The following is a 26243-nucleotide window of genomic DNA, read 5'->3' as shown; positions in this document are numbered from 1 at the left end:
ATTCGATGCGCCTCAAAGCGACCACGGCCATTGCGCTGATCACATGCGCCGCCGCTCCGGCATTTGCACAAGACAAGGCCGAGGTGCTTGGCACCTATGCCGACATCGCGCAGGCGGGCTACGAAGACAGCCTGACCACCGCGCAGACGCTGCAAGCCGCCGTTGAGACGCTGATCGCCACCCCCTCGGCCGAAGCGCTTCAGGCCGCGAAATCCGCATGGCTGGCCGCCCGCGTGCCCTACCAGCAGACCGAGGTATTCCGCTTTGGCAACGCCATCGTCGATGACTGGGAAGGCAAGGTAAACGCTTGGCCGCTGGACGAAGGTCTGATCGACTATGTCGACGCCTCCTATGGCGGCGAGACGGATGAGAACCAACTGGCGGTTCTGAACGTCATCGCCAACCCGAGTTTCACGCTGGGCGGCGAAGAGGTGGACGCCGCTAAGATCACGCCTGCGCTCCTTGAAGGGCAGTTGCACGAGGCGGGCGCGGTCGAGGCCAATGTTGCGACCGGTTACCACGCCATCGAATTCCTGCTCTGGGGCCAAGACCTGAACGGCACTGAGCATGGCGCGGGCAACCGTCCTTGGACCGACTACGCAACCGGCGAAGACTGCACCGGCGACAACTGCGACCGCCGTGGGCAATACCTGAAAGCCGCGACCGATCTGCTGGTCAGCGATCTGGAATGGATGGCCGGGCAATGGGCCGATGGCGGTGAGGCACGCGCCGCCGTGCTGGCCGACGAAGATGCCGGGATCGACGCGATCCTGACCGGCATGGGCTCGCTCTCTTACGGTGAACAGGCCGGAGAGCGGATGAAACTGGGCGTCATGCTTAACGACCCCGAAGAAGAGCACGACTGCTTCTCGGACAACACACACAACAGCCACTACTACGACGGTTTGGGCGTGCGGAACGTCTATCTGGGAGAATACCTGCGCGTCGATGGCCGCGTGGTTTCCGGCGCATCGCTGTCTGACCTCGTGGCCAGCGCCGATGCCACCGTCGACGAAGACCTGCGCGCCAAACTGAACGCCTCCATGGTGGAACTGGGCCAGATCAAAACCGCCGCCGAAGCGGGGTTCAGCTATGATATGATGCTTGAGCGCGGCAATGCCGAAGGCGAAGCGCTGATCATGGGCGCGGTCGATGCGCTGGTGAACCAGACCCGCGCCATCGAGCGTGCCGTGACGGTTCTGGGCGGTGACGAAATCGCCTTTGAAGGCTCCGACAGCCTCGACGCGCCGGAGGCGGTCTTCCAGTAATCCTATCCCTTCCTCTGGGCCGCTGCGGCGGCCCGGGGCCAGCCAAGGAATACGCAAAACCATGATTGTTTGTCACTGTCAGAACATCACCGATCGCGACATCAACAATGCCATCGACTGGATGCGCGCCTCTGATGCGCGCACGGTCATTACGGCGGGCAAAGTCTACCGTGCCTTGGGCAAGGCAGCCGATTGTGGCGGTTGCATGCCTCTGTTCTTGTCTACCATGCGCGGAAATGGCAACTTTTCCGTGCCGGTGCTGGCAACCACTCTACGTCAGGCAAAACCAAACAAGGAGACAGGTTCATGAAGGGCGACGACAAGGTCATCGAATATCTCAACGCGGCATTGCGCAGCGAATTGACAGCCGTGAGCCAGTATTGGCTGCACTACCGGCTGCAAGAAGACTGGGGCTATGGTCGGCTTGCCGATAAATCGCGCGAGGAAAGCATCGAAGAGATGAACCACGCCGATAAGCTGATCGAGCGGATCATCTTCCTTGAAGGGCACCCCAACCTGCAAAAGCTGGACGCGCTGCGCATCGGTGAAACGGTGAAGGAATGTCTAGAGTCCGATCTGGCCGCCGAACATGAGGCCCGCACCCTGTACATTGAGGCGCGCAATCACTGCGATCAGGTGGGCGATTACGTCTCGAAGAACCTGTTCGAAGAATTGATCGCCGATGAGGAAGGGCATATCGACTTCCTCGAAACCCAACTGGCGCTTCAAGCGGAACTGGGCACGGCGGTCTATGGCCAGCTTCAGGCCAAGCCGACAGACGACAGCAAGTAACTTCGAATGGCAGGCCCGGCTCTGGGCCTGCCGCTTATCCAAGGCATTCCCCATGCGATTCCTCATTCCGATGCTCACGGTGGCCGCCGCGGGTATGGCCGCCGCCGCCCCGCAAGCACTGGAGGAGCCGCATCTCAAGGTGATCCCCCGCACCGCAGAAGAGGCCACCCGGATCGCCAAGGTCACCGCCCCCACGACCGAATTCGACAAGCCCGAACCCTTTGAGACGAACCCGGCTGGGGCCGCCACGGTCAGCCCGCGCGGCAATGCCGATGCGTTTTCGCTGCCCTCCGGTAACATTCCTTTCGAGCGTGAGTTGGACTTTAAGGTCGGCAATGGGCTGTTCAAAAAGCTCTGGGTTTCTTCGCCGTCTTCGACGCTGGCCTCTGACGGGCTGGGGCCGCTCTTCAACGCGCGCTCTTGCCAACGCTGCCACCTGAAAGACGGGCGCGGCCATCCGCCCGAAGGGCCGGAGGATGACGCAGTGTCGATGTTCCTGCGCATCTCGGTGCCCACCGCCCCCGAAGAAGCGATGAGTGAGATCGAGGCGTTTCTGCTCTCGGTGGGCGATACCACCCCCCGCACGCGGCCTGATCCGGTTTATGGCGGCCAGTTGCAAGATTTCGGGACGGCTGGGCATCCGGCAGAATACCGGCTGGATGTGCGCTATGAAGAGGTGGAAGTCGCATTGTCCGAGGGCGAGAGCGTCCGCTTGCGCCGCCCGACCTACAGCGCCGAAGACCTCGGGTATGGTCCCTTGGCCGATGGCGCGATGCTCAGCCCCCGTGTTGCCCCGCCGATGATCGGTTTGGGCCTGCTCGAAGCGATCCCAGCCGCGGATATCTTGGCCCTCGCGGACCCCGAAGACGCCGACGGCGATGGCATCTCTGGTCGGGCGCAGATCGTCTGGTCCTTTGAACACGCGCGCCCGATGCTGGGCCGTTTCGGCTGGAAAGCCGGCGCACCGACGATCCGCGAACAATCCGCCAGCGCCTTTGCGGGGGACATCGGCATTTCCTCCCCGATCTTCGACGCAGCATGGGGCGATTGCACCACCGAGCAGACCGCCTGCCGCGATGCTCCGCATGGGGATGGTGACGCGCGCGGGGCAGAGATCGACGCCGAGGGGCTGGATCTGGTGACCTTTTACAGCCGCAACCTTGCCGTGCCCGCCCGCCGCGATGTCGGCGCACCTGAGGTGCTGCGCGGCAAGGCGGTGTTCCATGAGGTCGGCTGCACCTCCTGTCACCAACCGAAATTCGTGACCGAACGGCTGGAGAATCAGCCCGAGCAGAGCTTCCAACTGATCTGGCCGATGACCGACCTTTTGCTGCATGACATGGGCGACGGGCTGGCGGACAACCGCCCCGAAGGCCGCGCGAATGGGCGCGAATGGCGCACCGCGCCGCTCTGGGGGATCGGCTTGACCGAGCAGGTCAACGGCCATACCCAATTCCTCCACGATGGGCGCGCGCGGTCGCTGCTCGAAGCGGTGCTGTGGCACGGCGGCGAAGCACAGCCCTCCCGCGATGCCGTGGTGGAGATGCCCAAAGCCGACCGTGACGCCCTGATCCGCTATCTGGAGAGCCTCTGATGCGCAGCCTGCTGACCGCCACATTCCTTCTGACCGCCGCCCCCGCCCTTGCCGGGGTGAGCGAGGTGATCGACGATCACGCGTTGCCGGGCACCGCCCGTTTCGCCTCAGCTACCGCAGCGCTAGGCGCGGCCGCGCAGGCGGATTGCACCGACACGGCCCTGCGCCCCGCCTATCAAGAGTCTTTCGACGCATGGATGGGCATCGCGCATCTGACCCTTGGACCGTTGGAGGAAGACGGGCGCGGGCTGGCCATCGCCTTTTGGCCCGACACGCGCGGCATGGTCGGGCGTAGCGTGATGAGACTGGTGGCTGAGGAAGACCCAATTGCGACAAGCGGGGAGTACGCCGAAGTCTCCATCGCCGCGCGCGGGCTCTTTGCGCTGGAACGGCTGCTTTATGACGATGACTTCGCAGGCTACGAGGCCGAGAGCTATCGCTGCGCGCTGGTCCGGGCGATGGCCGCCGATTTGGCCGAGTTGGGCCGCGAGGTCGACACCGCTTGGCGGGAGGATTTCGCCGCCACGCTCCGCAGCGCAGGGGAGGCGGGCAACAGCCGTTTCCTCAGCCCGCGCGAGGCAGCGCAGGCGCTCTACACCGCCCTCGCCACGGGGTTGGAGTTCGTCGCCGACCAACGCTTAGGCCGCCCGATGGGCAGTTTTGACGCCCCCAAACCGCAGGTGGCGGAGGCGCGCCGCTCAGGCCGCAGCCTGCGCAATGTGGCGCTGTCGCTCGAAGCGTTGCAGAACTTTGCCCGCACCCTGTCGGATCAACCGACGCCCGAAACCGACGCCGCCTTTGACCGCGCGCTCACTGCCGCCCGCGCTTTGGAAGACCCGATCTTTGCCGGAGTGGCCGACCCGCTGGGCCGCATCCGGGTCGAGGCTTTGCAGAATGATGTGCGCGCCGTCTTGGAAACGGTGGACGAGGAGATCGCTCCGGCACTTGGCGTCACGGTCGGGTTTAACTCGGCGGATGGCGATTGATGCCCTCGCGCCGCCACTTCCTCGCCGGCTTGGCCGCTGCCACCGGCCTGCCGCGTATGGGCTGGGCTGCTGCCGGTAGCCCAGCCTACCTTGCCGCCGCGCGCGACCCGTCCGGGGCCTATGCGCTCTTTGGGTTGGACGATACCGGCCACGACATTTTCCGCATTCCGCTGCCTGACCGGGGCCATGCGGCTGCGGCGCATCCCACTGCGCCTGAGGCGGTTGCCTTTGCCCGCCGACCGGGGCGTTTTGCGCTGGTGATTGACTGTGTGCAGGGCCGCGTATCCCACCAGCTCGACGCGCCGGAAGGGCGGCATTTCTACGGACATGGGGCATATCTTAAGGGCGGGGCCATCCTCGCCACCAGCGAGAATGACATCGACACAGGCGAAGGGCGCATCGGCCTGTGGTCTCGCGCGCAGGGCTATGCCCGGATCGGAGAGATCGCCTCGGGCGGGATCGGCCCGCATGAAATTCGCCGCTGGGCCGAGGATGTGCTGGTCGTGGCCAATGGCGGCATCCGCACCCATCCCGACAGCGGGCGGGAAAAGCTGAACATCGACGATATGCGGCCCAATCTGTCTTATGTCAGCCTCTCAGGCGAGGTTTTGGAGCAGGTCACATTGCCCGACGATCTGCACAGGAACTCGATCCGCCATCTGGCCTTGGCGCCCGACGGGCAGGTGGCTTTTGCGATGCAATGGCAGGGAGAGCCGAACGACGCCGTGCCGTTGTTGTGCCTCCACCGGCGCGGGCACAACCCGGTATTGGCCGAGGCCGATCTGGCCGAACAAATCGCGATGCAGGGCTATGCAGGCAGCGTGGCATTCGCGGCAGATGGCGGGGCGGTCGGTATCACCTCCCCCCGGGGCGGGCGGCTGCATCTGTTTGACAGCAAAGGTGGGTTCCTTGCCAGCCACCGCCGTGCCGATGTCTGCGGGCTGGCGCCGGGCCGGGGCGGTTTCGTCGCAACGGATGGGCTGGGCGGTATCCTATCGCTGCAAGAGGCGGCGCTGTCGCGGCTCACTACCGCCGCGCGGGCGTGGGACAACCATCTGGTTGCCATTGACGGATAGGCGGGCGGGGGCACTGCCCCCACCGGGTTTCAGTCGGTCTTATACGTCGGGTGGAACAGCCCGCCGGGGGAGAGGGTAAAGATCTCAACCCCGTCTTCGGTCACGCCAACCGAATGCTCGAACTGCGCCGAGAGGGATTTGTCGCGGGTCACCGCTGTCCAATCGTCGGCGAGGGTCTTGGTCTCGGCCCGGCCAAGGTTCACCATCGGCTCAATGGTAAAGAACATGCCCGGCTCAAGCACAGCACCCGTGCCGGGGCGGCCATAGTGCAGCACGTTGGGCGGCGCGTGAAAGACCTGCCCCAGACCGTGGCCGCAGAAATCGGTCACGACGGACATGCGGTGGCCTTCGACAAATGTCTGGATCGCATGGCCGATGTCGCCAAAGGTATTGCCCGGCTTTACCGCCTCTATGCCGCACATCAGGCTGTCGTGGGTCACGTTGATCAGCCGCTCAGCCTTGCGGGGCAGCTTGCCTGCGACATACATGCGGCTGGTGTCGCCGAACCAGCCATCGACGATCACGGTCACATCGATGTTCAGGATGTCGCCGTCTTTCAGCTTCTTGTCGCTGGGGATCCCGTGGCAAACCACATGGTTCACCGAGATGCAGCTGGCGTGCTGATAGCCTTTGTAGCCGATCGTCGCGGATTTCGCGCCGGCGGCGTTGACCTTCTCTTCGATCAGGCGGTCAAGCTCTCCGGTGGTTTGACCGGGGAGGACATGCTCTGCGATCTCGTCGAGGATCGTGGCGGCCAGACGGCCCGCCGCCTGCATCCCGGCGTGATCCGAAGGCTCGTAAATGCGAATGCCGTCGCGTGTCTGGCGGCCTCGGTGTGCGTTGTTCACCGCTCTCTCCATCCTTTTGTTCGCTCCTATTTAGCGTGGCTTTCCGGCGAGGGCCAGTGCAGCTCAGCCCGTAAAGGGGATCGGTTGCGCCAGTGTGACGGCTTGGGGCGTGATATGGGTGCCGATGGCGTAGATTTCCAGCCCCGCCTCCCGCGCGGCTTGGGACGCGGCGGCATAGGTCGGGTCGATATCGGCGGCGAGGGTCATCTGCGTGCAATCGGTGCGCTGCACCAGATACAGCAGCACGGCGCGGTGTCCGGCCTGCGCCATCCGCGCCAGTTCGCCAAGGTGCTTCGCGCCGCGCGCGGTGACGCTGTCGGGGAATTCGGCCAGACCCGTCTGCCGCGAGAGGGTAACTGATTTCACCTCGACATAGGCGTCGGGCAGGCCATCGCCGCGCAGCAGGAAGTCGATGCGGGAGTTTTCGCCGTATTTCACCTCGGGCCGGACTTCGGTATAGGCGGCAAGTGGCGCCACCTCGCGCGCGATCAGCGCCGCCTTCATCGCGCGGTTGGGCAGGGCGGTGTCGACGCCGGTGAAATGGCCATTTTCATGATCGACCAGCCGCCAGCCGTAGTTCAGCTTTTTCTTCGGGTCATCGTTCGGCTCTAGCCAAATCCGGCTGCCCGGTTCCGCCAGCCCCATCATTGAGCCGGGGTTGGCGCAATGGGCCACCACCTCTTCGCCCGTTTCCTCAAGCGTGCAATCGGCCAGAAAGCGTTTGTAGCGGCGGATCAGCCGGGCGGGGACAAGTTGGGTTTGAAAGCGCATGAGGCGCGGCCTATACCGAAGGGACGCCATCCTCAAGGAGCCGCCCCCATGTCAAACCCCACCGCCGCGATGATCGTGATCGGCGACGAAATCCTCTCGGGCCGGACCCGCGACAGCAATATGCATCACCTTGCGGGAGAGTTGACGAAAGTGGGGATCGACCTCAAGGAGGTGCGCGTGGTGTCGGATGATCATGGCGCGATCATCGCCGCCGTGCAGGCACTCTCAGGTGCCTATGCCCATGTGTTTACCTCGGGCGGCATCGGGCCCACGCATGACGACATTACCGCCGATTGCATCGCCGCCGCCTTTAACCGTGATATCGACGTGCGCGACGACGCGCGCGAGATACTGGCCGAACACTACGCCCGCGCGGGCACCCAGATGAACGAGGCGCGCCTGCGCATGGCGCGCATTCCCGAGGGGGCCGCGCTGATCGAAAACCCGGTCTCTGCCGCGCCGGGGTTCGTGGTTGAGAATGTGCATGTGATGGCCGGGGTGCCTGCGGTGTTTGAAGCCATGGTCGCGAGTGTTTTGCCGGGACTGACAGGTGGACAGCCGCTGATCAGTGAGACCCTGCGCATCGACCGGGGCGAGGGTGATATCGCCGGGCCTTTGGGCGCGCTGGCCGAGGAATACCCGCATCTGTCGATGGGCAGCTACCCGTTTCAAAAGGACGGTGTCTTTGGTGCGCATGTGGTGATCCGGGGCAGCGATCCGGGGATGGTCGAAGCCGCGATGATCAAGCTCAAGGCCGCCTTCGCATGAGCGAGGCGCAGGCGTTTTTTGATGCGGGCGACGCGACATGGCCCGCCGCGCGGCGGTTTGATCACGGGCCATGGACACTGCGCGAAGGGCAGGGTGGCGGCAAACGCGTCTCGGCGGCGACAGTGCGTGGGGCGATAACCGACGCCGACATTCCGACCGCCGAAGCGGCGATGCGCGAGATGGACCAGCGCCCGCTTTTTATGGTGCGTGCGGGCGAAGATGATCTCGACGCGCTGCTGGCCGCGCGGGGCTACGAGGTGGTCGACCCGGTCACGGTGCTGAGCGCGCCGATCACCCGGCTGACAGATGTGCCTATGCCCCCGGTCACCGCCTTTTGCATTTGGGAGCCGCTGGCGATCATGGCCGAGGTCTGGGCCGCCGGAGGGGTCGGCCCTGCGCGTCTTGCCGTGATGGACCGCGTCGCGACCAAAACAGGCATCCTTGCGCGCTGGAACGAGAAACCCGCAGGCGTGGCCTTTGCCGGGGTGCACGACGATATTTGCATGGTCCACGCGGTCGAGGTGCTGCCGCATCAACAGCGCCAGGGCGTTGCCACTTGGATCATGCGCGCCGCCGCCCATTGGGGGCAGGCCCAAGGGGCCAAGCGGCTTTCGGTGCTCTGCGTTGATACCAATATCCGCGCGCAGGCGCTTTACGCCAAACTGGGCTTTGCCCCGGTCGGGCACTATCATTACCGTCAAAGCACTGAGTAAAGGATAAGACCATGGCCAACGACATGCCCACCGCCCTTGATCTGCCGATGGTCGATCCGTTGCCCGAAGCGACGCAGAAGTATTTCGACATCTGTCAGGAAAAGCTCGGGATGGTGCCCAATGTCCTGCGCGCCTATGCCTTTGACATCGACAAGCTGAACGCTTTTGCCGGCATGTATAACGATCTGATGCTGGGCGATAGCGCGCTCAGCAAGCTTGAGCGTGAGATGATCGCGGTGGCGGTCTCCTCGGTGAACAAATGCTACTATTGCCTTGTCGCGCATGGCGCGGCGGTGCGTGAGCTTTCCGGCGATCTGCAACTGGGCGAGGCGCTTGTGATGAACTACCGCATTGCCAAGATTACCGCAAAACAACGCGCCATGCTGGATTTCGCCGTGAAACTGACCGAGGCCAGCGCCAAGGTCGAGGAGGCCGACCGTCAGGCGCTGCGCGATGCGGGTTTCACTGACCGGGATATCTTTGACATCGCCAGTGTGGCCGGGTTCTTCAACATGACCAACCGGGTGGCCAGTGCCACCGACATGCGCCCGAACGACGATTACCACGCGCAGGCGCGATGAGCCGGGCGGGGGCTGCTGCGGCTCTGCTCGGGGTGCTGCTGGCGGCCCCGGCGGTAGCGCTTGAACTGGCGCTGCCCAGCACCGCACGCCTGACGGCAGAGCGTAACACCGCGCCGGATCGCTATGCCGCGCCCGTGGGGGTCTATGCCGAAGGGCAGGTGGCGCGGGTCAATGTGGATGGCAGCGTGCGCCGCGCCGCGTGGCGGATGGACACGCCGGGGCTGACCGCCTTGCAGGTGATGCGCCCGCTGCGGCGACAACTGGGCGAAGCGGGCTTTGACATCGTGCTCGACTGTGCTGCGCGGGAATGCGGCGGCTTTGATTTTCGCTTTGCGGTGGAGGTGCTGCCGGGGCCGAACATGTACGTCAACCTGCGCGCCTTCCACTTCATCACCGCCCTGCGCCGAGGAGAGGACGGAACGCCGACCGAGGCGATCAGCATCCTTGCCAGCACGGCGGCGACCTCGGCCTATGTGCAGATTATCCAAGCCCGCAGCGGCGACGCGCCCGAAGGGGAAAGCACCCCCATCACGCCAGAGGCGACTGCCGAGGTGCCGCTTGCCACTGCGACGGGCGATTTCGCAGAGACCCTGAAAGTCGACGGCCATCTGGTGCTCAACCGGCTGGAGTTCGAGACCGGCACCTCCGCGCTTGGCCCCGGCCCCTTTGCCACCCTTGAGCGGCTAGCCGAGTTGCTCAAGGCCGAGCCGGATCTGCGCGTGGCGCTGGTGGGGCATACCGATGCGGTGGGCAGTCTGGACGCCAACACCGCTCTGTCGCGCAGACGGGCCGAGGCGGTGCGGGACCGTTTGGTGCAGAGCTATGACGTGGCCCCCGGCCGGGTCGAGGCGCAGGGTGCCGGCTATCTCGCGCCGCGGGCCAGCAACCTGACCGAAGCGGGCCGCGAGCAGAACCGCCGGGTTGAGGTGGTGGTGCTCTCTGCCGAGTAGGCTATTTCGTGACCGTCATCTGGGTGGCCAGGAGCAGGTTCGTCTCGCTGGAACTCACCCCCTGAATGCGACGGATTTGGCCCAGCACGCTGTCCAACTCTTCGACGGTCTCAGTCCCCGTTTCGACAATCAAATCCCATTTGCCGTTGGTCGCATGGATCGCCTGCACGGCGGGCATACCGGCAAGGATGCGCTTGATCCGGTCGGTGCCCGCCCCTTCGATGGCCAAGAGCGTATGGCCCCGGATCGGGCTGTGGCGCATGTCTTCTTTCAGGATCAGCGTAAAGCCCAAGATCGCACCGGAACTGACCAGCCGTTCGACCCGCGCGCGGACCGTCACACGCGACAGGCCCGTGGTGGCCGCCAGCGCGGAATAGGACATACGTGCGTCGCGGCGCAGTTCTGCGATGATCTTGTTGTCGATCTCGTCCATGGGGGATCCTGTTTGCTTTGTTGAATAGGGTTTACGGCAGCGCGGGCAGGCTGGCCAGTCTTGGGGATGCGCAATTGACGGCGGCGGGGAAACCCATAATCTGCCGCGGAAAGGATTTCCTCCATGCAAAGCCGCGCGCCCCTGTTCACACCGGTCCTGATGGTCGGTTGTATCATCATCATGGTCAGCTTCGCCGTGCGGGCCTCTTTCGGCGTGTTCCAGATTCCGATTGCCGAGGAATTTGCATGGGCGCGCAGCGAATTCTCCCTCGCCATTGCGATCCAGAACCTTGCATGGGGCATCGGGCAGCCGATCTTTGGCGCGCTGGCCGAGAAGATCGGCGACCGAAAGGCGATCATCATCGGCGCGGTGGTCTATGCGGTAGGGCTGCTTTTGTCGGCCAATTCCGCGACTCCGATTGAGCATCAAACCTATGCTTGGCTGGTGGGGTTCGGCATCGCGGGCACGGGCTTTGGCGTGATCTTGGCCGTGGTGGGCCGCGCCGCGTCGGACGAGAACCGCTCCATGTCGCTGGCCATCGCCACGGCGGCGGGCAGTGCGGGGCAGGTCTTTGGCGCGCCGGTGGCAGAGTGGATGCTGAGCTTCATGTCGTGGCAGATGACCTTTGTCAGCTTCGCGGGCGTGATCCTTGCGATGCTGCTGACCCTGCCGATGATGCGCGCGCCCGCGATGGCGAGCCGGGCCGAGCTTGAGGAGTCGATGGGCCAGATCCTCGGCAAAGCCTTCCGCGATCCGTCCTATACGCTGATCTTTCTGGGCTTCTTCTCCTGCGGGTATCAACTCGCCTTCATCACCGCGCATTTCCCGGCCTTCGTGACCGAGATGTGTGGCCCAATCTTGGCCGGAGGTGTGCTGCATAACATCGGCATCACCACCACCTCGGCGCTTGGCGCGGTGGCGATTTCGCTCATCGGGCTTGCCAATATCGCGGGCACCTTGCTGGCGGGCTGGGCGGGCAAACGCTATTCCAAGAAGTACCTGCTGGCGGGGATTTATGTGGGGCGCACGGTGATCGCAGCGGCCTTTATCATGTTCCCGATCACCCCGGTGACGGTGATCCTATTCTCGGTCGGCATGGGAGCGCTTTGGCTGGCGACGGTGCCGCTCACGTCGGGTCTCGTCGCGCATATCTACGGGCTGCGCTATATGGGCACGCTTTATGGGATCGTCTTTTTCAGCCACCAGTTGGGCAGCTTCCTTGGCGTGTGGCTGGGCGGGCGGATGTATGACATCTATGGCAGCTACACCGGCGTCTGGTGGGTCGGCGTGGCCGTGGGGGCGTTCAGCGCCGTGGTGCATCTACCAATCCGCGAGAAACGGCTTGAGGGGCTGGTGACCGCTTAACGCGCCCGCCAGCGTTCGAGGATGTGCCGCGCGGTCATCAGGTCTAGATGCGCGCCGCCGCCGTTCTTGAACAGGGTAATTTCATCGTCGCTTTGACGGGTGAAGGCCCCGAGGTCGTAGTAATCCGCGATCAGGTGATCGCGCGTGATAGTGCCTGCCTCAAGCGGGATGTTGATTTCGCCGATATGGCCGATGGTGGTGTCAAAACTGTCGACAAAGACCCGCGACTTCAGCAGCGCCGTGTCGTCGACCTCACGCATGTCGGGGCGGTAGGCGCCGATCAGATCGACGTGCTGGCCGGGGTGCAGCCAGTCGCCCATGATCAGCGGGTCGGTCGACATGGTGGCAGAGGTTACGATATCGGCGGCGCGCACGGCCTGTTCCAGATCGGTGGCCACGTTGATCTTAAGCTCGGCCGCCATCGCCTCGGCGTTTTTGGCGGTGCGGTTCCAAACGGTGAAACGCGCCTGCGGGAAGGCGGCGGAGTAGGCGGCGTGCAGCGCACGGCCTTGGGTGCCCGCGCCAACGATCAGGATGTTCTCGCTTTCGGGTCGCGCCAGCCGCCGCGCGGCGAGCAGACTATCGCCAGCGGTTTTCCATTTGGTGACGAGGTGGAAATCCACAATCGCGGCGAGCGTGCCGGTTTCGTCATCAAACAGAGACACGCCGCCGTTGACCATCGGTACCTCGCGGTCGGGATTGCCGGGGAAGATCGTGGCGGATTTCACCGCAATGCCCAGCCCGTCGATCCATGCCGCGCGGCTGAGCAGCGTGTCCTTGCCGCGATAGAGGAAAGTGTCGCCAATCTCGGCCTTGGGCAGGTCATGGCCCGTGGCCAGCGCGTCGGTCAGGGCGATCCAATCCAGCAGCGCTTCGCCTTCGTCGAAGGAGATGTTGGGGATATCGGTCATGCGGCCTCCTCCCGGTTGAGCAACCCGGCGTGAACGAGCCGGTCGGCCCAGCCCTGCGGCCCGGTGAAGTGATGCGTCTGCCAGCCGCGCGCGGCGGCGGCGGCGATATTGTCGGCGCGGTCATCGGTAAAGAGCAGCGCTTCGGGCGGCAGGCCGCTGCCTTGCTCCACGGCCTCATAAATCGATGGCGCGGGTTTGATCATGCCAAGGTGGCCCGAGATGAAATCGCGGTCGAACTCGCGCAGAAAGGGGTAGTGCGTGGCGGCAAGATCATAGCTTTGGATGCCAAAGTTGGTGAGTGAGAAGACCGGCACGCCGCGCGCCTGAAGCGCCTTCATCAGCCGCAGGGAATGGTCGATCACTGGTACGGCCATGTCGATCCAGCGGTCATGCCAGAGGCGGATTTCGTCGCCCCACTCGGGCGTCGCCTCGGCCATGGCATAGATCGTATCGCGGAAGTTTTCGCCGCTGTCGACGCGGTCGTTCATGCCGTGCAGATCAACCGCCTCGAACATCGCGCGGCGGCGGTCTGCGCCGATGACGCTGTCGTAAAAGCGTTCGGGTTGCCATTCGATCAATACGTTGCCGATGTCGAAAACGACCGCCTGAGGTGTCATATCACTTGCCCTATCAATTCCTAAACGCGGGGCTAACCCCGCGCGGCCGCGCGCAATTCCCGCTCCAATGCCTCTAGGAAGCGGGAGCGATCGGCCTTTGTAAACCCCTTGCCGCCGCCTTGGCGAAAGGGGTCTGCGGCGCGCAGGTCGGTCATCAGATCGCGGGTCGCCAGCACGTTGCCGATGTTAGCCTGCGTGAGGGCCTCGCCGTTGTGTTTCAGCACCCTTGCCCCGGCTTCGACGCATTTAGCCGCTAGCGGGATATCCCCGGTGACCACCACATCGCCGGGCCCGCAGCGGTCGGCGATCCACATGTCGGCGATGTCGGGCCCGTCAGGGACGATCACCACCTCGACCAGCGGGTTTTGCGACATGCGCAACCCGCCGTTCGAGACGAGGAACATCTTGACCTTATGGCGGGTCGCCACCCGCTCGGCCTCGGCTTTGACCGGACAGGCGTCGGCGTCGATGTAGAGCGCAGTCATGGCTTAACCCGCATAGAGCGCATCGGCGTGGAAGGCGACGTGGTCTTCCATGAAGCTCGCCACGAAGAAATAGCTGTGGTCATAGCCCGGCTGCATGCGGAAGCTGCCTTGTTGGCGTTTGGCGGCCATGGCTTCGGCCAATGCTTCGGGTTTTAGCAGGTCAAGGAACTGATCGCTGCTGCCTTGGTCGATCAGGATGGGGCCATCAAAGCCCTTTTCGCGCATCAGCAGCGTGCTGTCATGCCTAGCCCATGTGGTTTCATCCGTGCCTAGATAGGCGCTGAGTTGCTTCTTGCCCCAGTCGCTCGACGTAGGGTTGGTGATCGGCGCGAAGGCCGAGACCGAGAGGAAGCGCCCCGGCAGGTTCATCGCCAGCGTCAGTGCGCCGTGGCCGCCCATGGAGTGCCCGGTGATGCCCTGCCGCTCCATATCGATGGCGAAGTTCTCGCCGATCAAGCTGGGCAGTTCATCGGCCAGATAGTCCCACATCTGGTAGTGTTTGGCCCAAGGCTCCTGCGTGGCATTCACATAGAAACCCGCGCCTTTGCCGAGGTCATAAGCGTCATCATCCGCCACATCCTCACCGCGTGGGGAAGTGTCGGGGAAGACCACTGCGATGCCATGCTCTGCCGCCCAAAGCTGTGCGCCCGCTTTGGTCATGGCGTTCTCATGGGTGCAGGTCAGGCCCGACAGATACCACAGCACCGGGACAGGGCCGTCTTGTGCTTCGGCAGGTAGGAAGAGGCCAAAGGTCATGTCGCAGCCGCAGGCGTCGGAGTTGTGGGAGTAGACCCCCTGCGTGCCACCGAAACAGGCATTTTCCGAGATGGTTTTCATGGCAGCGTTCCTTTCGAACTTGAATGTGTCACAGCGCCGAGACCCAGCCTACGACAAGGCTGACGGTAACGATACTGACTGTGGTTGAGACGAGAATGGCGGCGGAGACGCGCTGAGGAGCGACGCCGTAATGTTGGGCGAGCATATAGACATTGCCCGCCACCGGGAGGGATGCCGTTGCGATGATGACCCCGGCTTTGTACGGATCGACGCCGAAAAGAAACAGCGCGCCAAAGGCCACGAAAAGCGGGTGCAGCACAAGCTTGCAAAAGGTCAGCCAGCCTGCGATCTCGATCCGCTCGGCTGATTTGGAGGCCAGCGACGCGCCGATGGCAAAAAGCGCGCCGGGGGTGGCGGCCCCGCCGAGGATTGCGAGGAATTCGTTCAGCGGCACGGGGATCGGGATGCCGAAGCCGGACCAGAGGAACCCCAAGGTGATGGCGACAATCATCGGGTTTTTCAGCAGCCCCAGTCCGACGATCTTGAGCGTCGCCAGCCGCAACTGCCCCTCGCGCGACCCGGTGATCAGGATCACGATGAGGCTGGAAAAGATGATCATGTCGACGGTCAGCGCCAGCAGCACGGGGCCGATCGCCTCTGGCCCCAAAAGCAGCGTCAGCATCGGCACGCCCAGAAACCCGGTGTTGCCGATCACGGCGCATTGCGCCTCGATCCCGTTGGTCGCTACGTCGAGCCTGCGCAGGAAACCGACGAGGCTGGCGATGGCATAGACGAAAGCCGTGCCCCAAAGATAGGCGGCGACAAGGCGGCTGTCCCAAACCTCGGCCAATGACAGATTGGCGGAAAAGCGGAACAGCATTGCCGAAAGGGCGAAATAGAACACGAATTTGGTGAGATAGGCTGTCGCTTCGGCTGAGAAGAACCGCGTGCGCCCGGCCCAGTAGCCAAGGCCGATCAGCGCAAAGAACGGCAGGGTTTTCAGGAAGATCGCGACCATGGGTCAAGCATTAGCCAGCCCGCCCTTGGGGTGCAATGGGGCATGGCTCTTTGCCTTACCCTGAGCCGATCAGCACCCCGGCGGCAAAGACCAATGCGCCGCCCAGCACCACTTGGAACGCGGCGCGAAAGAAGGGTGTTTCCATGAACTTATTCTGAATCCACGCAATCGCCCAAAGCTCTACAAAGACGACGATGATCGCGACGACAGTGGCGGTCCAGAAGTCGGTGATCAGGTAGGGCAGCGCGTGGCCCAGCCCGCCCACCGTGGTCATCACACCCGAGGCTACCCCGCGTTTGATCGGAGAGCCGCGGCCCGACAGTTCCCCATCGTCCGATGCCGCCTCGGTGAAGCCCATTGAGATGCCCGCCCCGACGCTCGCCGCAAGGCCGACGAGGAAGGTCGTCCAAGTGTTATGGGTGGCAAATGCGGTGGCAAAGATCGGCGCGAGGGTCGAGACCGACCCGTCCATCAGACCCGCCAGCCCGGGCTGGACCCATGTCAGGAGAAACTGCCGATGCGCGCGGCTGTCTTCGTCGCTGCGGCTGTCGCTGTTAAGGTGTTTCTCGGTCAAATCCTGCGCGCTGTTGTGGTGGCCTGCCTCGGCAGCGGCCAGATCGCCTAACAACTGCCGTGTCGCCGCGTCTGACGTGCGCGCGGCGGCGGCAAGGTAGAACCGCTCGGCGTCCTGTTCCATCGCGGCGGCCTCTTGCCGGATACGCTCTAGCGACAGGTTCTCGATCAGCCAGACCGGGCGGCGCGCGTAGTAGCCCGAGACATGTTCGCGCCGGATCAGCGGGATGACATCCCCGAAACGGGCGCGGTGCAGGTCAATCAAGCGGCGGCGGTGTTCGTTCTCCTCCTCAGCCATCCCGTCAAAGACGGCGGCGCTGTCGGGGTATTCGGCGCGCAGCCTTTCGGCATAGTCGCGGTAGATGCGCGCGTCATCCTCTTCGGAGGAGATGGCCAGCGCCAGCACCTCTTGTTCGCTCAGGTCTTTGAAACGTTTGCGGTTGAGAGAAAATCGCATCGAGAAGGCTCCGTTGTCAGGCCCTCACAGTAGAGCCATCGGCGGGTTCCAGCAAATGCAAAGCGCCTCGCCCTTGGCGGCGCGCGGGATGGACCTACCTGTTGCGGGATGGTCGGCCCTTGCTCCGACACCACGCGAATAACGAGGTTTGGAACATGAGATTAGTTTTCTTGGCACCCCTATTGATGGCGGGCTGCGCCGAAGTGGCGACAGCGCCGGTGCAAAACCCCATTCCGGCCCCAGCTGCGCCGACGGGGCAGATTACGCCACCGACGGCCACAACCACACCGCCCGCACAGACCGCGCCACGCCCCGCACGGACAGAAGCGCGCGCCTCCACGACCAAGCCCAAACCCCTGCCCAATTCGGTGATCGACGCGGTGAATGAGCCGTCTAGTAACTCTAGCAGTTCCAGCAGTTCCAGCACGCCTACCGCGCCCACGCCTGCCAAGCCACTGGCGGAAACCTGCAAAGAAGGCAGTTGGTGGGGTCTGATTGGCCGCCCCCGCGCGGCGGCAAACATCGTGTCCGAGCCCAAGCGCGTCTATACCGAGGGTGACCCGGTGACGATGGACGCCAACCCAAAGCGCACCAACATCGTGTTGGACGCGGAAGGGAAAATCGCCAAGGTCACCTGCGGCTAGGTTTTCGGCCTAGCCCTTTGGTCGCTTGTCGAGAATGCGCACGGCTTTGCCCTCTGACCGGGCAACGCCGCCCACGTCCATGACCTCTACCTTGACCGAGATGCCCACCGTCTGCTTGATCTGCGCCGAGAGCGCTTTGATCGCCGCTTTCCGGGCGTCGGTGCTGATGCTGGCGTCCGCGCATTCGCAGAGCACGCGCATCTGATCCATCCGGTCGGGGCGTGTGAGCTCGATCTGGAAATGCGGGGCAAGCCCCGGCGTCGCCATCAGCGCTTCTTCGATCTGGGTGGGAAAGACGTTGACGCCGCGCAGGATGATCATGTCGTCGCTGCGGCCCGTCACCTTCTCCATCCGGCGCATAGACCGTGCGGTTCCGGCCAGCAGACGGGTCAGGTCGCGGGTGCGGTAGCGGATGATCGGGAAGGCCTCTTTGGTCAGCGAGGTAAAGACCAGCTCGCCCATCTCGCCATCCTCAACCGGATCACCCGTTTCGGGGTTGATGATCTCGGGGTAGAAGTGATCCTCCCAGATGTGCAGCCCGTCCTTGGTTTCCACACATTCCATCGATACGCCCGGCCCCATGACTTCGCTGAGGCCATAGATATCGACGGCATGCATGTCGAAAGCCTGCTCGATCTCAAGCCGCATGGCATTGGTCCAAGGTTCAGCCCCGAAAATGCCGACTTCGAGCGAGGATTGACGCGGGTCGATGCCTTGGTTGGCGAATTCATCCAGGATCGACAGCGCGTAGGAGGGCGTCACCGTGATGCCCTTGGGCTGGAAATCTTCGATCAGCCGCACTTGGCGTGGTGTCATCCCGCCCGAGATTGGCACGGTCGACAGGCCAAGCGCATCGGCCCCAAGGTGAATGCCCAAGCCGCCGGTGAACAGCCCATAGCCATAGGCGTTGTGCAGCATATCGCCGGGGCGCATCCCCGCCGCGCGCAGGGAACGGGCGACGACTTGGCCCCAGTTGGCGAGGTCGTCCTTAGTGTAACCCACCACCGTCGGCTGCCCGGTGGTGCCAGATGATGCGTGAATGCGCGCCACCTGATCGCGCGGCACGGCGAACATGCCAAAGGGGTAATTGTCGCGCAGATCGGTTTTGACGGTGAAGGGAAAGCGCGAGAGATCGGAAAGCTGTTTCAGATCGTCGGGGTGCACGCCTGCATCGTCAAAGCTCTGCTTATAGAAGGGCACGTTGTCATAGGCGTGGCGCAGGGACCATTTCAGACGGTCCAGTTGCAGGGCGCTGATCTCGTCCCGGCTGGCGATCTCAATCGGGTCGAGCGTGTCCTTCGCGGGGGTCAAGTCTTTCATCAGGTCGGCTCCTCCTCGGTAAATAGCTGGCCCTTGATGCTGCGGGAGAGCCCGCGAAACAGGGCCACGACACGGTCATCCTCACCCGTGACGGTCACATCATAGATGCCCGACCTACCGCTGCGCGACACTTCGCGTGCGGTGGCGGTCAGCCGCTCCTCCGGCTGGCCGGGGCTGAGATAGGTGATCTGGTTCTGCTGTGCGACGGTGGTCTGGTTGTAGCTGTTGCAGGCAAAGGCAAAGGCGCTGTCGGCAAGGGTAAAGATGAAACCACCGTGGCAAATCCCGTGACCGTTCAGCATGTCCGGGCGCACCGACATCGACAAAACCGCGCCGCCGGGGGTGACATCGTCGATGGTCATGCCCAATCCGGCAGAGGCGGAATCTTGGGCGAACATCACCTCGGCACATTTGCGGGCGCGGGCTTCTGGGGTCATTCCATCGGGCCTTTGTGTTTCATTTTTCAGATTGGTGGCACAATTCTGTAACGCTTTCAAGAAATTTTGAGCGGCGCATTCAACCATGTCAGGGCTTGATTTGGCCCCCGTCAGGGTCAACTGTAAAGCCATGAGCATAGAGCCCCCATCGCCGATCACGGCTTTCGAGCGCCCCGCCGAACAGGTCGCATTCCACCGCACGGAACTGTCGCTGATCCTATCGCTTTATGGCCGGATGGTCGCCGCCGGAGAGTGGCGCGATTACGGGATTTCTCATCTTAAGGACGTGGCTGTCTTTTCGGTTTTCCGACGCACGGCAGAGATACCGCTTTACCGGATTGAAAAGCGGCCAAAGCTGCGCAACCGCCAAGGGATGTATGCGGTGGTGGGCACCGGCGGGCAGGTGCTGCGCCGGGGGCATGACCTTAAAGCGGTGCTGCGCGTGCTAGAACGCAAGCTGATCCGGTCGGTGGATTAAACGCCGGGGCGGCGATGTGCGGTGACCGGCCCGTCGCCAGCGGCTTCGATCCGGGCGATGGCATCGGTGATGTTTTCATAGCTCACGGCCATCGCATGGGCATTGGCGTGGATCATCGTTTCGGCATCGACCACCAACGCGACATGGCCTTTCCAGAACAGCAGGTCATTGCGTTGGTAGTCACCGTCGACGGGCGCGCCCACGGAGCCCTCTTGCTGGTCGCTGTCACCGGGGCAGGGGATCCCGCAGGCCAGCAGCGCCGCTTGAACGAGGCCCGAACAATCAATCCCCCAGCGGCTGTTGCCACCCCAGAGGTAGGGCGTGCCGAGGAACAGCGCCGCGATCTGCGCGGGGTCGGCCTCGTGGCGATCGATGGGGGCAAGGTGGCCGCGCGGGATATGGCCCCGCGGGGTCTCGGCAAAATCCTTGGTCTCAGCAATGACCGTGACGGGTGAGCCGAAACTGAGGCTCAGCAGGTCGGGCGATTTCAGATCGGCGTTGGAATAGGCATGGGTGGCAGGCACGCGGACTCGATGGGTGGGCCTGCGCGCTATGCTCAGCGCGCGCTGCAGGACATAGCCGCAATAGCCATCCTTCTCGGCCTGTACATAGGTCCAGCCCGACGCCTCATGCAGGACGGTCATCTGTTCGCCGAACAACACCTGCCGGTCGCGCGGCCCGTCGGGGCGGCGGCAGAGGTCTGCCACCGGCACCGCCACCTGCGCGGGGCGGTTTAGGGTCATCAGCGCCGGATCAGGGGTGAGGCGTGGATCGCTCATAGCTTTAGCATGGCTGGCAGCGCGGCATAGAGCGCGCGGGTGCCTTGGCCCGCGCCGCCTTTGGGGCGGGCGGGGGCGTCGGCGGGCTGCCAGCCGTAGATGTCAAAATGCGCGTATTTGCTCTCGGTCACAAAACGGCGCAGAAAAAGCGCTGCGGTGATCGACCCGGCAAAGCCGCCCTTGGGCGCGTTGTCGAGATCGGCAATGCCGGGCTCGATCAGCGCCTCGTAAGCGTCATGGAAAGGCATCCGCCAGACCGGATCGGCAGAGCCCGCCGCGGCGCTTTCTAGGGCCGAGACGAAAGCGGCATCGTCGCTGTAATAGGGTGCAAGGTCCGGCCCCACGGCGACCCGTGCGGCCCCGGTGAGCGTCGCCATCGAGATGATCTGATCCGGTTTGTCCTCATCCGCCAGCGCCAGCGCATCGGCCAATACCAGACGCCCTTCGGCGTCGGTGTTGTTAATCTCAACCGTCAGCCCCTTGCGCGAGGTCAGGATGTCGCCAGGGCGGAAGGCGTTGCCGGAGACCGAATTCTCTACCGCCGGGATCAGCACGCGCAGTTGCACGGCCATGCCGGTGGCCATGATCATATGCGCCAGCCCCAGCACGGCGGCGGCGCCGCCCATGTCCTTTTTCATCAGCGCCATGGACGCACCGGGTTTCAGGTTCAGCCCGCCGGTGTCGAAACAGACGCCTTTGCCCACCAGCGTCAGCTTTGGCCCCGTGTCGCCCCATGCCATGTCGATCAAACGCGGCGCGCGGTCGGCGGCGCGGCCAACGGTGTGGATCATCGGCAGGTTGTTCTCTAGCAGCGCATCGCCGGTGATGACTTCGATCTTTGCGCCATGCTGTTCGGCCAGTTTGCGCGCGGCGGCTTCCAGATCGGGCGGCCCCATATCTGAGGCGGGGGTGTTGATCAGGTCGCGAGTTAGCATCTCACCCGTGGCCAGCGCCGCGATCTGATCGGCGTCGATCCCTTCGGGCGCGACAAGACGGGCGGCCAGCGCGGTTTGGTCGCGGTAGCGGTCGAAACGGTAGCCCGCCAGCAGCCAGCCAAGCGCCTCGTTCGCGGCTTGGTCCTCTGGCAGGCCGCTTTCGATCTGGTAGTCCCCCGCAGGCAGGCGGGCGGCTGCGGCGGCGAGGTGAAAGCGGCCCCGTCGGCGCGCGGCTTCGGTGCCGTAGCCCGCCAATGCCAGCGCGGGGGTGCCTTCCTCCCCCGGCACCACAAGCGCCTGACCAAGAGCGCCCGCAAAACCGCTGGCTTTGACCCATGCCTGCACCGGGCCGGGCTGATCGGCAAGCCAGCCTTCAAGCGCGGCCTCGCTCAAGACATGAAGCGGCAGGGCGGCGGCGGAGGGGGCGGCGAATTCGGCGGACATGACAAACCTTTGCAAATCTGGATTTGCGCGCAGCCTACCTTTTCCATCGCCACCCGCAAGCGGTCAGATCGTGATGTCGGGCAAGTCCCATATCGCGGTGAGCGACCGTTCCCCGCTGCGGATCAACCGCGACAGAGTGGCGGCGGTCGCGATGTCATCCGCCGCGTCGATACAGATCACCACATCCGCCGCCACCTGTGCGACCAGCGCCATGCCGACCTGCTCTGCGATGGCGATCAGGCGGTGCACGCTTTTGCGCAGCCCGGCGCGGTCTTGGTCCTTGTGCAGCTTTTTGCAATGCGACAGGCGCAGAGCCAATTCCTCCATGGCGCGGCAGACGACATCTTCGGCGCCCACCTCCCCGAGTTGCGTGTAGAGCAGGCCAAGCCGCTCTTGATCGACATAGACCTGCTCAGTCGGGCGTATTTGCATAAGTTGCATTGGTATCATCCTTCAATCAGCCCCCACGGCCTTGAGACAATATGGCGCGGGAAGGTGTGCAAAGGGTTGCGATGGCAGTGTCTTTTCTCTCGAATTCGTATGGTATTTGCGCTATCTGCGCTAAAACCACATCACGCATTAAGGGACGTTTACACATGGACAAGGCCAAGGCTCTGCCGTCGTATCTGTTGCAACGCTATCAAGGGTGGAAGGCGACCGGCTATGCCGAGAACCAGACATGGTACCGCCGATTGGCCGCCGAAGGGCAGCGCCCACGCGCGATGGTGATCTCTTGCTGCGACAGCCGCGTGCATGTGACCTCGATCTTCGGGGCCGATCAGGGGGAGTTCTTCATCCACCGCAATATCGCCAACCTCGTCCCGCCCTATGAGCCAGATGGCAAACAGCACGGCACCTCGGCGGCGGTGGAATATGCGGTCAACGCGCTGAAGGTCGCGCATCTGATCGTGTTGGGCCATTCCAGCTGCGGCGGCGTCGCGGGTTGTATCCAGATGTGCAAAGGCAACGCGCCCGAGCTTGAGAACCAAGACAGTTTCGTGGGCCGCTGGATGGACCTGCTGCGCCCGAAATACGAGACGGTGGAAAAGGTCGAAGACCCGGCAGAGCAGCAGCTCTTGCTGGAGCGTCAGGCGGTGATGACCTCGCTTGAAAACCTTATGACCTTCCCGTGGATCAAGGCAAAGGTCGAAGATGGCACGCTGAGCTTGCATGGCCTGTGGACCGACATTGGCGAGGGCAGCTTGGAATATTACGACGCCAAGGCGCAGACCTTCGAGCCGGTTTGATTTCGCCGACCAGAACTGTTGAGACGAAAAAGGGGGCCGATTGGCCCCCTTTCTTATTCCTAGACTGGCTGAACCTCAGCCCTTTTTCAGCACTTCGCGGCCCAGCAGTTCGGCGATCTGAACGGCGTTCAGGGCGGCACCCTTGCGCAGGTTGTCGCTGACGCACCACAGGTTGATGCCGTTGTCGATGGTGCTGTCCTGACGGATGCGGCTGATGAAGGTGGCGAAGTCACCCACACATTCCACCGGCGTGACGTAGCCGCCGTCTTCGCGCTTGTCGATCACCATGAGACCCGGCGCTTCGCGCAGGATGTCGCGGGCTTCGGCTTCGTCGAGGTGGTCTTCGAATTCGATGTTGATCGATTCCGCATGGCCCACGAAGACCGGCACGCGCACGCAGGTCGCGGTGACTTTGATCGAGGGGTCGACGATCTTTTTGGTCTCGGCGACCATCTTCCATTCTTCCTTGGTCGAACCGTCTTCGAGGAAGACGTCGATATGCGGAATCACGTTGAAGGCGATCTGTTTGGTGAACTTGCTGGCGGGCTTGTCATCGGTCGGGTTGTAGATGCTTTTGGTCTGATCCCAAAGCTCATCAATGCCTTCCTTGCCCGCGCCGGAAACCGACTGGTAAGTCGAGACGACGACGCGCTTGATCTTGGCGCGGTCGTGCAGTGGCTTCAGCGCCACAACCATCTGCGCGGTCGAGCAGTTGGGGTTGGCGATGATGTTTTTCTTGGAATAGCCGTGCACGTCCTGCGGGTTCACCTCGGGCACGATCAGCGGCACGTCTTGATCATAGCGGTAAAGCGAAGAGTTATCAATCACCACGCAGCCCGCTTTGGCAGCAGCAGGAGCGTATTTCTTGGTCGCTTCGGAACCTACCGCAAAAAGCGCCATGTCCCAGCCAGTGAAGTCGAAAGTGTCGAGGTCTTTGGTCTTGAGGGTCTTGTCCCCAAAGCTGATTTCCGAGCCGAGCGAGCGGCGGCTGGCCAGAGCCACGATCTCGTCCACGGGGAACTGACGCTCCGCGAGGATGTTCAACATTTCACGGCCCACATTGCCTGTGGCACCGACGACGGCGACGCGATAACCCATCTGATTACTCCAGTCTGTCCAATTAAATTTGACGCCATTTAACGTGCCTGCGGGGCATTGGCTAGGGCCAGCCGCGCGCAGACCATGCAGAGCGCCGCTCTGGCGGGGTTAAAGAACCTTGATCACGTCCTTGTTGATCGCCAGCATATAGCCGCGCCGGGCGATGTTTTTGACCAGCAGTTCCGACACCAGCTGGTTGCCCAGCGTGTCGCGCAGGCGCTTGATCCGTGTGGCCCCGGCGGCCTCATCACAGTCGGCGGCGTTGCGGCCTGATATCATGCCTTCGATCTCGGACCCTGACAGCACGTCATCGTCCATCCGCGCTTCGGCGAGAACCGACATCGTCTCCATCGCGGCGGCGGTCAATTTGAAACCGAGGTTGTTAAGATAAACGGTATTCTCTTCGCGGCTAATGAGCAGTGAGTTCACTTGAATGCCGGTCCGCTCAATCTGCGCCATGCGGCGGTTAAAGCCGACCAGCATGAACAAAAACACCATCGCCGCGACCAGCATGGCGCTGGCAAAGACCAGCAGCACGACGATCACGATGCGGTAGCTGGCCAAAGTCTCAGAAAAGGCAGTGCCGGACTGGGCGAGGATTTCGAGAAGCTTGATCTCGGCTTGGGTGGTCAGATCGTCATTCTCGATAAAGATCCGCTCAACCCGCGCGTTAAAGACGTTCGCATCCGGCAGCGCCCAAAGCAGGACAAGCGCCCCGACCAAAAGCACGGCGACCACGGCGGCGATGCCACCGATCACGAAACGCCCGCCAAATCTGCGCATGTCAGAAGCGGAGGTAGAATGTTCCTGCACTGTCTTTCCTTTGATCCAAGCCTTCGTCACCGAAGACAGACAGCACATTCAACAATGTCCAGCCCTCCGCTGCAAGACGCGGCGTGAGTTCGGTTTCGGCGGACGCTGGCTCACAGGCCCCGGAAATCTGCGCCACCCCGTAATGGAGGCGCAGCGGATTGTCTTGCTTGGCCTTATAATCGGCAAAGCATCCGGCCGTCGCCGCAGCGGGCAGGGCCAGTATGACCGTCAGCGCGGTCAGTAAGGAGAGACATCGGTTTTTCATATGTTTTTAATGCGCTTTCGCCCGCTGATATTCAATAACCAAGGCGTTTTGGGCGCCTTGTTATCTAATAACGACCCCCTGTTATTGCCTGTCTTTGGCCCTCCCCCCAATTTGGTGGCACCAACAGACACACGAACCGATACGCGGCCCCCGAGTTGAGGCCGTAGACGATCAAGGGCGCAGCTAACGCGCCGATAAACGAGAAGGGACCAGACCCATGTACCGCAAGTTCATTGCTACCATCGCCGCCGCAGCGGTTGCCATCACCGCTTTTGGTGCCCGCCCTGCCGCCGCCGATGAAAAGGAAGTGTTGCGTACGCTCGCCGCGATTGCGGGCGTCGCGATCGTGGGCAAGATAATCTACGACAACAACAAAGAGCGCAACGAGCGCGAGACGGTCACCCGGCGCCGCGCCGCTCCAGTGTATGAGGCGCCGCGTTATTACCCCACAGTTTCCAAGCGGCCGCACCCGCGCCCCTATATCGATCCGCGCCCCGAACCGCGCCGCAGCGCCCGGACCCACCCAGAGCGCGACCGCGCCACCTACCCTGAGCGCGAAGTGCGCCCCCTGCCAGAGCGGGTGGACAGCAAGTTGCTGCCGCAGCAGTGCTTCCGCAGCTATGACGGCGAAGACGGCAAGGTGATGATGTTTGGCGAGCCCTGCCTTGAAAAGAATTATTCCCAAGTCGACCGACTGCCCAACTACTGCGCCAAGCGCGTGAAGACGGCGGACAGTGCACGCTACGGCTATGATGCCCGCTGCCTGCGCGACTCGGGTTACAGCTTGGCCCGTCGGTAAA

32 protein-coding genes are annotated in these 26243 nt (G+C 63.2%); 15 read left to right on the top strand and 17 right to left on the bottom strand.

Annotated features, from left to right (window positions below):
• Positions 1-5 precede the first annotated feature (5 nt).
• From J3456_RS10280 to J3456_RS10255, 6 genes are all read left to right on the top strand, one after another.
• Positions 6-1268: an imelysin family protein gene (locus J3456_RS10280; RefSeq protein ID WP_349580171.1), complete on the top strand. Its 1263-nt coding sequence runs from the start codon at positions 6-8 to the stop codon at positions 1266-1268.
• Positions 1269-1329: 61 nt separating this feature from the next.
• Positions 1330-1578 carry a (2Fe-2S)-binding protein gene (locus J3456_RS10275; protein WP_349580170.1) on the top strand — a complete coding sequence of 83 codons (249 nt, stop codon included), beginning with the start codon at positions 1330-1332 and terminating at the stop codon, positions 1576-1578.
• A complete protein-coding gene (gene bfr / locus J3456_RS10270) occupies positions 1575-2060 on the top strand; it encodes a bacterioferritin (protein ID WP_349580169.1) in 486 nt (161 codons plus the stop codon). The genes J3456_RS10275 and bfr overlap by 4 nt, the downstream gene beginning before the upstream one ends.
• 52 nt (positions 2061-2112) lie before the next feature.
• Positions 2113-3654, top strand: a complete 1542-nt coding sequence (locus J3456_RS10265; RefSeq protein WP_502989501.1) for a di-heme oxidoreductase family protein — start codon at positions 2113-2115, stop codon at positions 3652-3654.
• On the top strand, positions 3654-4640 hold the full coding sequence (locus J3456_RS10260) for an imelysin family protein (protein ID WP_349580168.1): 987 nt from the start codon (positions 3654-3656) through the stop codon (positions 4638-4640). The genes J3456_RS10265 and J3456_RS10260 overlap by 1 nt, the downstream gene beginning before the upstream one ends.
• Complete coding sequence (locus tag J3456_RS10255; RefSeq protein WP_349580167.1) at positions 4640-5716, top strand: DUF1513 domain-containing protein; 1077 nt, start codon at positions 4640-4642, stop codon at positions 5714-5716. Before J3456_RS10260 ends, J3456_RS10255 begins: the two co-directional genes overlap by 1 nt.
• A 29-nt stretch (positions 5717-5745) precedes the next feature.
• Here J3456_RS10255 and map read toward each other — a convergent pair whose 3' ends face one another.
• On the bottom strand, positions 5746-6576 hold the full coding sequence (map, locus tag J3456_RS10250) for a type I methionyl aminopeptidase (protein WP_349580166.1): 831 nt from the start codon (positions 6574-6576) through the stop codon (positions 5746-5748).
• Between the two features lie 51 nt (positions 6577-6627).
• The gene (sfsA, locus tag J3456_RS10245; RefSeq protein WP_349580165.1) at positions 6628-7335 is read right to left on the bottom strand and encodes a DNA/RNA nuclease SfsA; all 708 of its coding nucleotides are present in this window, start codon (positions 7333-7335) and stop codon (positions 6628-6630) included.
• A gap of 48 nt (positions 7336-7383) precedes the next feature.
• Here sfsA and J3456_RS10240 point away from each other — a divergent pair, with 48 nt between their 5' ends.
• The 4 genes from J3456_RS10240 to J3456_RS10225 are packed head-to-tail and all read left to right on the top strand — an operon-like array spanning position 7384 to position 10347.
• Complete coding sequence (locus J3456_RS10240; RefSeq protein ID WP_349580164.1) at positions 7384-8103, top strand: competence/damage-inducible protein A; 720 nt, start codon at positions 7384-7386, stop codon at positions 8101-8103.
• On the top strand, positions 8100-8816 hold the full coding sequence (locus tag J3456_RS10235) for a GNAT family N-acetyltransferase (RefSeq protein WP_349580163.1): 717 nt from the start codon (positions 8100-8102) through the stop codon (positions 8814-8816). The genes J3456_RS10240 and J3456_RS10235 overlap by 4 nt, the downstream gene beginning before the upstream one ends.
• 11 nt (positions 8817-8827) lie before the next feature.
• Entirely contained in the window at positions 8828-9397 is a 570-nt protein-coding gene (locus J3456_RS10230) for a peroxidase-related enzyme (RefSeq protein WP_349580162.1), read from the top strand.
• A complete protein-coding gene (locus J3456_RS10225; protein ID WP_349580161.1) occupies positions 9394-10347 on the top strand; it encodes an OmpA family protein in 954 nt (317 codons plus the stop codon). Before J3456_RS10230 ends, J3456_RS10225 begins: the two co-directional genes overlap by 4 nt.
• A gap of 1 nt (position 10348) precedes the next feature.
• On the opposite strand, the gene J3456_RS10220 is transcribed toward J3456_RS10225, so the two are convergent.
• The gene (locus J3456_RS10220; RefSeq protein WP_007118685.1) at positions 10349-10780 is read right to left on the bottom strand and encodes an Lrp/AsnC family transcriptional regulator; all 432 of its coding nucleotides are present in this window, start codon (positions 10778-10780) and stop codon (positions 10349-10351) included.
• Positions 10781-10903: 123 nt separating this feature from the next.
• Here J3456_RS10220 and J3456_RS10215 point away from each other — a divergent pair, with 123 nt between their 5' ends.
• On the top strand, positions 10904-12145 hold the full coding sequence (locus J3456_RS10215; protein WP_339639253.1) for an MFS transporter: 1242 nt from the start codon (positions 10904-10906) through the stop codon (positions 12143-12145).
• On the opposite strand, the gene J3456_RS10210 is transcribed toward J3456_RS10215, so the two are convergent.
• The 6 genes from J3456_RS10210 to mbfA are packed head-to-tail and all read right to left on the bottom strand — an operon-like array spanning position 12142 to position 16983.
• Positions 12142-13056, bottom strand: a complete 915-nt coding sequence (locus J3456_RS10210) for an ornithine cyclodeaminase family protein (protein WP_349580160.1) — start codon at positions 13054-13056, stop codon at positions 12142-12144. The genes J3456_RS10215 and J3456_RS10210 overlap by 4 nt on opposite strands.
• The gene (locus J3456_RS10205) at positions 13053-13673 is read right to left on the bottom strand and encodes an HAD family hydrolase (RefSeq protein ID WP_349580159.1); all 621 of its coding nucleotides are present in this window, start codon (positions 13671-13673) and stop codon (positions 13053-13055) included. Before J3456_RS10205 ends, J3456_RS10210 begins: the two co-directional genes overlap by 4 nt.
• 32 nt (positions 13674-13705) lie before the next feature.
• Positions 13706-14158, bottom strand: coding sequence for a YaiI/YqxD family protein (locus J3456_RS10200; protein ID WP_300054271.1), 453 nt, complete (start codon positions 14156-14158; stop codon positions 13706-13708).
• Between the two features lie 3 nt (positions 14159-14161).
• Positions 14162-14995, bottom strand: a complete 834-nt coding sequence (fghA, locus tag J3456_RS10195; RefSeq protein ID WP_349580158.1) for an S-formylglutathione hydrolase — start codon at positions 14993-14995, stop codon at positions 14162-14164.
• Positions 14996-15023: 28 nt separating this feature from the next.
• Positions 15024-15953: an AEC family transporter gene (locus J3456_RS10190; protein ID WP_322344826.1), complete on the bottom strand. Its 930-nt coding sequence runs from the start codon at positions 15951-15953 to the stop codon at positions 15024-15026.
• A 55-nt stretch (positions 15954-16008) separates the two neighbouring features.
• Positions 16009-16983 carry an iron exporter MbfA gene (gene mbfA / locus J3456_RS10185; RefSeq protein ID WP_349580157.1) on the bottom strand — a complete coding sequence of 325 codons (975 nt, stop codon included), beginning with the start codon at positions 16981-16983 and terminating at the stop codon, positions 16009-16011.
• Positions 16984-17138: 155 nt separating this feature from the next.
• Here mbfA and J3456_RS10180 point away from each other — a divergent pair, with 155 nt between their 5' ends.
• Complete coding sequence (locus tag J3456_RS10180; protein ID WP_349580156.1) at positions 17139-17627, top strand: I78 family peptidase inhibitor; 489 nt, start codon at positions 17139-17141, stop codon at positions 17625-17627.
• Between the two features lie 9 nt (positions 17628-17636).
• Here the strand turns inward: J3456_RS10180 and paaK are convergent, their stop codons facing one another.
• Together paaK and paaI are read right to left on the bottom strand one after the other, a co-directional pair.
• Complete coding sequence (gene paaK / locus J3456_RS10175; protein ID WP_349580155.1) at positions 17637-18947, bottom strand: phenylacetate--CoA ligase PaaK; 1311 nt, start codon at positions 18945-18947, stop codon at positions 17637-17639.
• Entirely contained in the window at positions 18947-19384 is a 438-nt protein-coding gene (gene paaI / locus J3456_RS10170; protein ID WP_067942039.1) for a hydroxyphenylacetyl-CoA thioesterase PaaI, read from the bottom strand. Before paaI ends, paaK begins: the two co-directional genes overlap by 1 nt.
• 130 nt (positions 19385-19514) lie before the next feature.
• On the opposite strand from paaI, the gene J3456_RS10165 reads away from it, so the two are divergent.
• Positions 19515-19862 carry a DUF2794 domain-containing protein gene (locus J3456_RS10165; protein WP_259947163.1) on the top strand — a complete coding sequence of 116 codons (348 nt, stop codon included), beginning with the start codon at positions 19515-19517 and terminating at the stop codon, positions 19860-19862.
• On the opposite strand, the gene J3456_RS10160 is transcribed toward J3456_RS10165, so the two are convergent.
• The 3 genes from J3456_RS10160 to J3456_RS10150 all read right to left on the bottom strand — a co-directional run bounded on the left by J3456_RS10160 (position 19859) and on the right by J3456_RS10150 (position 22461).
• On the bottom strand, positions 19859-20641 hold the full coding sequence (locus tag J3456_RS10160; protein ID WP_349580154.1) for a C40 family peptidase: 783 nt from the start codon (positions 20639-20641) through the stop codon (positions 19859-19861). The two genes, J3456_RS10165 and J3456_RS10160, sit on opposite strands and share 4 nt — an antisense overlap.
• Complete coding sequence (locus J3456_RS10155) at positions 20638-22020, bottom strand: leucyl aminopeptidase family protein (protein ID WP_349580153.1); 1383 nt, start codon at positions 22018-22020, stop codon at positions 20638-20640. Before J3456_RS10155 ends, J3456_RS10160 begins: the two co-directional genes overlap by 4 nt.
• Before the next feature lie 63 nt (positions 22021-22083).
• On the bottom strand, positions 22084-22461 hold the full coding sequence (locus J3456_RS10150; RefSeq protein ID WP_349580152.1) for a hypothetical protein: 378 nt from the start codon (positions 22459-22461) through the stop codon (positions 22084-22086).
• A 155-nt stretch (positions 22462-22616) separates the two neighbouring features.
• Here J3456_RS10150 and J3456_RS10145 point away from each other — a divergent pair, with 155 nt between their 5' ends.
• Entirely contained in the window at positions 22617-23267 is a 651-nt protein-coding gene (locus tag J3456_RS10145; RefSeq protein ID WP_349580151.1) for a carbonic anhydrase, read from the top strand.
• Positions 23268-23342: 75 nt separating this feature from the next.
• On the opposite strand, the gene J3456_RS10140 is transcribed toward J3456_RS10145, so the two are convergent.
• The 3 genes from J3456_RS10140 to J3456_RS10130 all read right to left on the bottom strand — a co-directional run bounded on the left by J3456_RS10140 (position 23343) and on the right by J3456_RS10130 (position 25443).
• The gene (locus J3456_RS10140; protein ID WP_067623574.1) at positions 23343-24365 is read right to left on the bottom strand and encodes an aspartate-semialdehyde dehydrogenase; all 1023 of its coding nucleotides are present in this window, start codon (positions 24363-24365) and stop codon (positions 23343-23345) included.
• A gap of 108 nt (positions 24366-24473) precedes the next feature.
• Complete coding sequence (locus J3456_RS10135) at positions 24474-25148, bottom strand: winged helix-turn-helix domain-containing protein (protein WP_082849503.1); 675 nt, start codon at positions 25146-25148, stop codon at positions 24474-24476.
• Between the two features lies 1 nt (position 25149).
• Positions 25150-25443, bottom strand: a complete 294-nt coding sequence (locus J3456_RS10130) for a hypothetical protein (RefSeq protein WP_349580150.1) — start codon at positions 25441-25443, stop codon at positions 25150-25152.
• A 217-nt stretch (positions 25444-25660) separates the two neighbouring features.
• Here J3456_RS10130 and J3456_RS10125 point away from each other — a divergent pair, with 217 nt between their 5' ends.
• A complete protein-coding gene (locus J3456_RS10125) occupies positions 25661-26242 on the top strand; it encodes a hypothetical protein (RefSeq protein WP_349580149.1) in 582 nt (193 codons plus the stop codon).
• Position 26243: the final 1 nt, after the last annotated feature.

It is taken from the genome of Sulfitobacter sp. NFXS29 (assembly GCF_040148765.1).
In the GTDB taxonomy this organism is placed as follows: domain Bacteria; phylum Pseudomonadota; class Alphaproteobacteria; order Rhodobacterales; family Rhodobacteraceae; genus Sulfitobacter.
This window is presented reverse-complemented; position numbering and strand designations above follow the sequence as displayed.

Excerpts from the sequence above, each read along its gene's own strand:
- J3456_RS10135 (WP_082849503.1), bottom strand. The coding sequence starts at position 25,148 with ATGCGCAGATTTGGCGGGCGTTTCGTGATCGGTGGCATCGCCGCCGTG.
- J3456_RS10150 (WP_349580152.1), bottom strand. The coding sequence starts at position 22,461 with ATGCAACTTATGCAAATACGCCCGACTGAGCAGGTCTATGTCGATCAA.
- fghA (WP_349580158.1), bottom strand. The coding sequence starts at position 14,995 with ATGAAAACCATCTCGGAAAATGCCTGTTTCGGTGGCACGCAGGGGGTC.
- J3456_RS10225 (WP_349580161.1), top strand. The coding sequence starts at position 9,394 with ATGAGCCGGGCGGGGGCTGCTGCGGCTCTGCTCGGGGTGCTGCTGGCG.
- J3456_RS10200 (WP_300054271.1), bottom strand. The coding sequence starts at position 14,158 with ATGACTGCGCTCTACATCGACGCCGACGCCTGTCCGGTCAAAGCCGAG.
- J3456_RS10230 (WP_349580162.1), top strand. The coding sequence starts at position 8,828 with ATGGCCAACGACATGCCCACCGCCCTTGATCTGCCGATGGTCGATCCG.
- J3456_RS10165 (WP_259947163.1), top strand. The coding sequence starts at position 19,515 with ATGAGCATAGAGCCCCCATCGCCGATCACGGCTTTCGAGCGCCCCGCC.
- J3456_RS10220 (WP_007118685.1), bottom strand. The coding sequence starts at position 10,780 with ATGGACGAGATCGACAACAAGATCATCGCAGAACTGCGCCGCGACGCA.
- J3456_RS10160 (WP_349580154.1), bottom strand. The coding sequence starts at position 20,641 with ATGAGCGATCCACGCCTCACCCCTGATCCGGCGCTGATGACCCTAAAC.
- J3456_RS10210 (WP_349580160.1), bottom strand. The coding sequence starts at position 13,056 with ATGACCGATATCCCCAACATCTCCTTCGACGAAGGCGAAGCGCTGCTG.
- paaI (WP_067942039.1), bottom strand. The coding sequence starts at position 19,384 with ATGACCCCAGAAGCCCGCGCCCGCAAATGTGCCGAGGTGATGTTCGCC.
- J3456_RS10215 (WP_339639253.1), top strand. The coding sequence starts at position 10,904 with ATGCAAAGCCGCGCGCCCCTGTTCACACCGGTCCTGATGGTCGGTTGT.
- map (WP_349580166.1), bottom strand. The coding sequence starts at position 6,576 with ATGGAGAGAGCGGTGAACAACGCACACCGAGGCCGCCAGACACGCGAC.
- bfr (WP_349580169.1), top strand. The coding sequence starts at position 1,575 with ATGAAGGGCGACGACAAGGTCATCGAATATCTCAACGCGGCATTGCGC.
- J3456_RS10265 (WP_502989501.1), top strand. The coding sequence starts at position 2,113 with ATGCGATTCCTCATTCCGATGCTCACGGTGGCCGCCGCGGGTATGGCC.
- J3456_RS10140 (WP_067623574.1), bottom strand. The coding sequence starts at position 24,365 with ATGGGTTATCGCGTCGCCGTCGTCGGTGCCACAGGCAATGTGGGCCGT.
- J3456_RS10275 (WP_349580170.1), top strand. The coding sequence starts at position 1,330 with ATGATTGTTTGTCACTGTCAGAACATCACCGATCGCGACATCAACAAT.
- J3456_RS10235 (WP_349580163.1), top strand. The coding sequence starts at position 8,100 with ATGAGCGAGGCGCAGGCGTTTTTTGATGCGGGCGACGCGACATGGCCC.
- J3456_RS10255 (WP_349580167.1), top strand. The coding sequence starts at position 4,640 with ATGCCCTCGCGCCGCCACTTCCTCGCCGGCTTGGCCGCTGCCACCGGC.
- J3456_RS10130 (WP_349580150.1), bottom strand. The coding sequence starts at position 25,443 with ATGAAAAACCGATGTCTCTCCTTACTGACCGCGCTGACGGTCATACTG.
- J3456_RS10205 (WP_349580159.1), bottom strand. The coding sequence starts at position 13,673 with ATGACACCTCAGGCGGTCGTTTTCGACATCGGCAACGTATTGATCGAA.
- J3456_RS10125 (WP_349580149.1), top strand. The coding sequence starts at position 25,661 with ATGTACCGCAAGTTCATTGCTACCATCGCCGCCGCAGCGGTTGCCATC.
- J3456_RS10240 (WP_349580164.1), top strand. The coding sequence starts at position 7,384 with ATGTCAAACCCCACCGCCGCGATGATCGTGATCGGCGACGAAATCCTC.
- sfsA (WP_349580165.1), bottom strand. The coding sequence starts at position 7,335 with ATGCGCTTTCAAACCCAACTTGTCCCCGCCCGGCTGATCCGCCGCTAC.
- J3456_RS10190 (WP_322344826.1), bottom strand. The coding sequence starts at position 15,953 with ATGGTCGCGATCTTCCTGAAAACCCTGCCGTTCTTTGCGCTGATCGGC.
- paaK (WP_349580155.1), bottom strand. The coding sequence starts at position 18,947 with ATGAAAGACTTGACCCCCGCGAAGGACACGCTCGACCCGATTGAGATC.
- J3456_RS10260 (WP_349580168.1), top strand. The coding sequence starts at position 3,654 with ATGCGCAGCCTGCTGACCGCCACATTCCTTCTGACCGCCGCCCCCGCC.
- mbfA (WP_349580157.1), bottom strand. The coding sequence starts at position 16,983 with ATGCGATTTTCTCTCAACCGCAAACGTTTCAAAGACCTGAGCGAACAA.
- J3456_RS10145 (WP_349580151.1), top strand. The coding sequence starts at position 22,617 with ATGGACAAGGCCAAGGCTCTGCCGTCGTATCTGTTGCAACGCTATCAA.
- J3456_RS10155 (WP_349580153.1), bottom strand. The coding sequence starts at position 22,020 with ATGTCCGCCGAATTCGCCGCCCCCTCCGCCGCCGCCCTGCCGCTTCAT.
- J3456_RS10180 (WP_349580156.1), top strand. The coding sequence starts at position 17,139 with ATGAGATTAGTTTTCTTGGCACCCCTATTGATGGCGGGCTGCGCCGAA.
- J3456_RS10280 (WP_349580171.1), top strand. The coding sequence starts at position 6 with ATGCGCCTCAAAGCGACCACGGCCATTGCGCTGATCACATGCGCCGCC.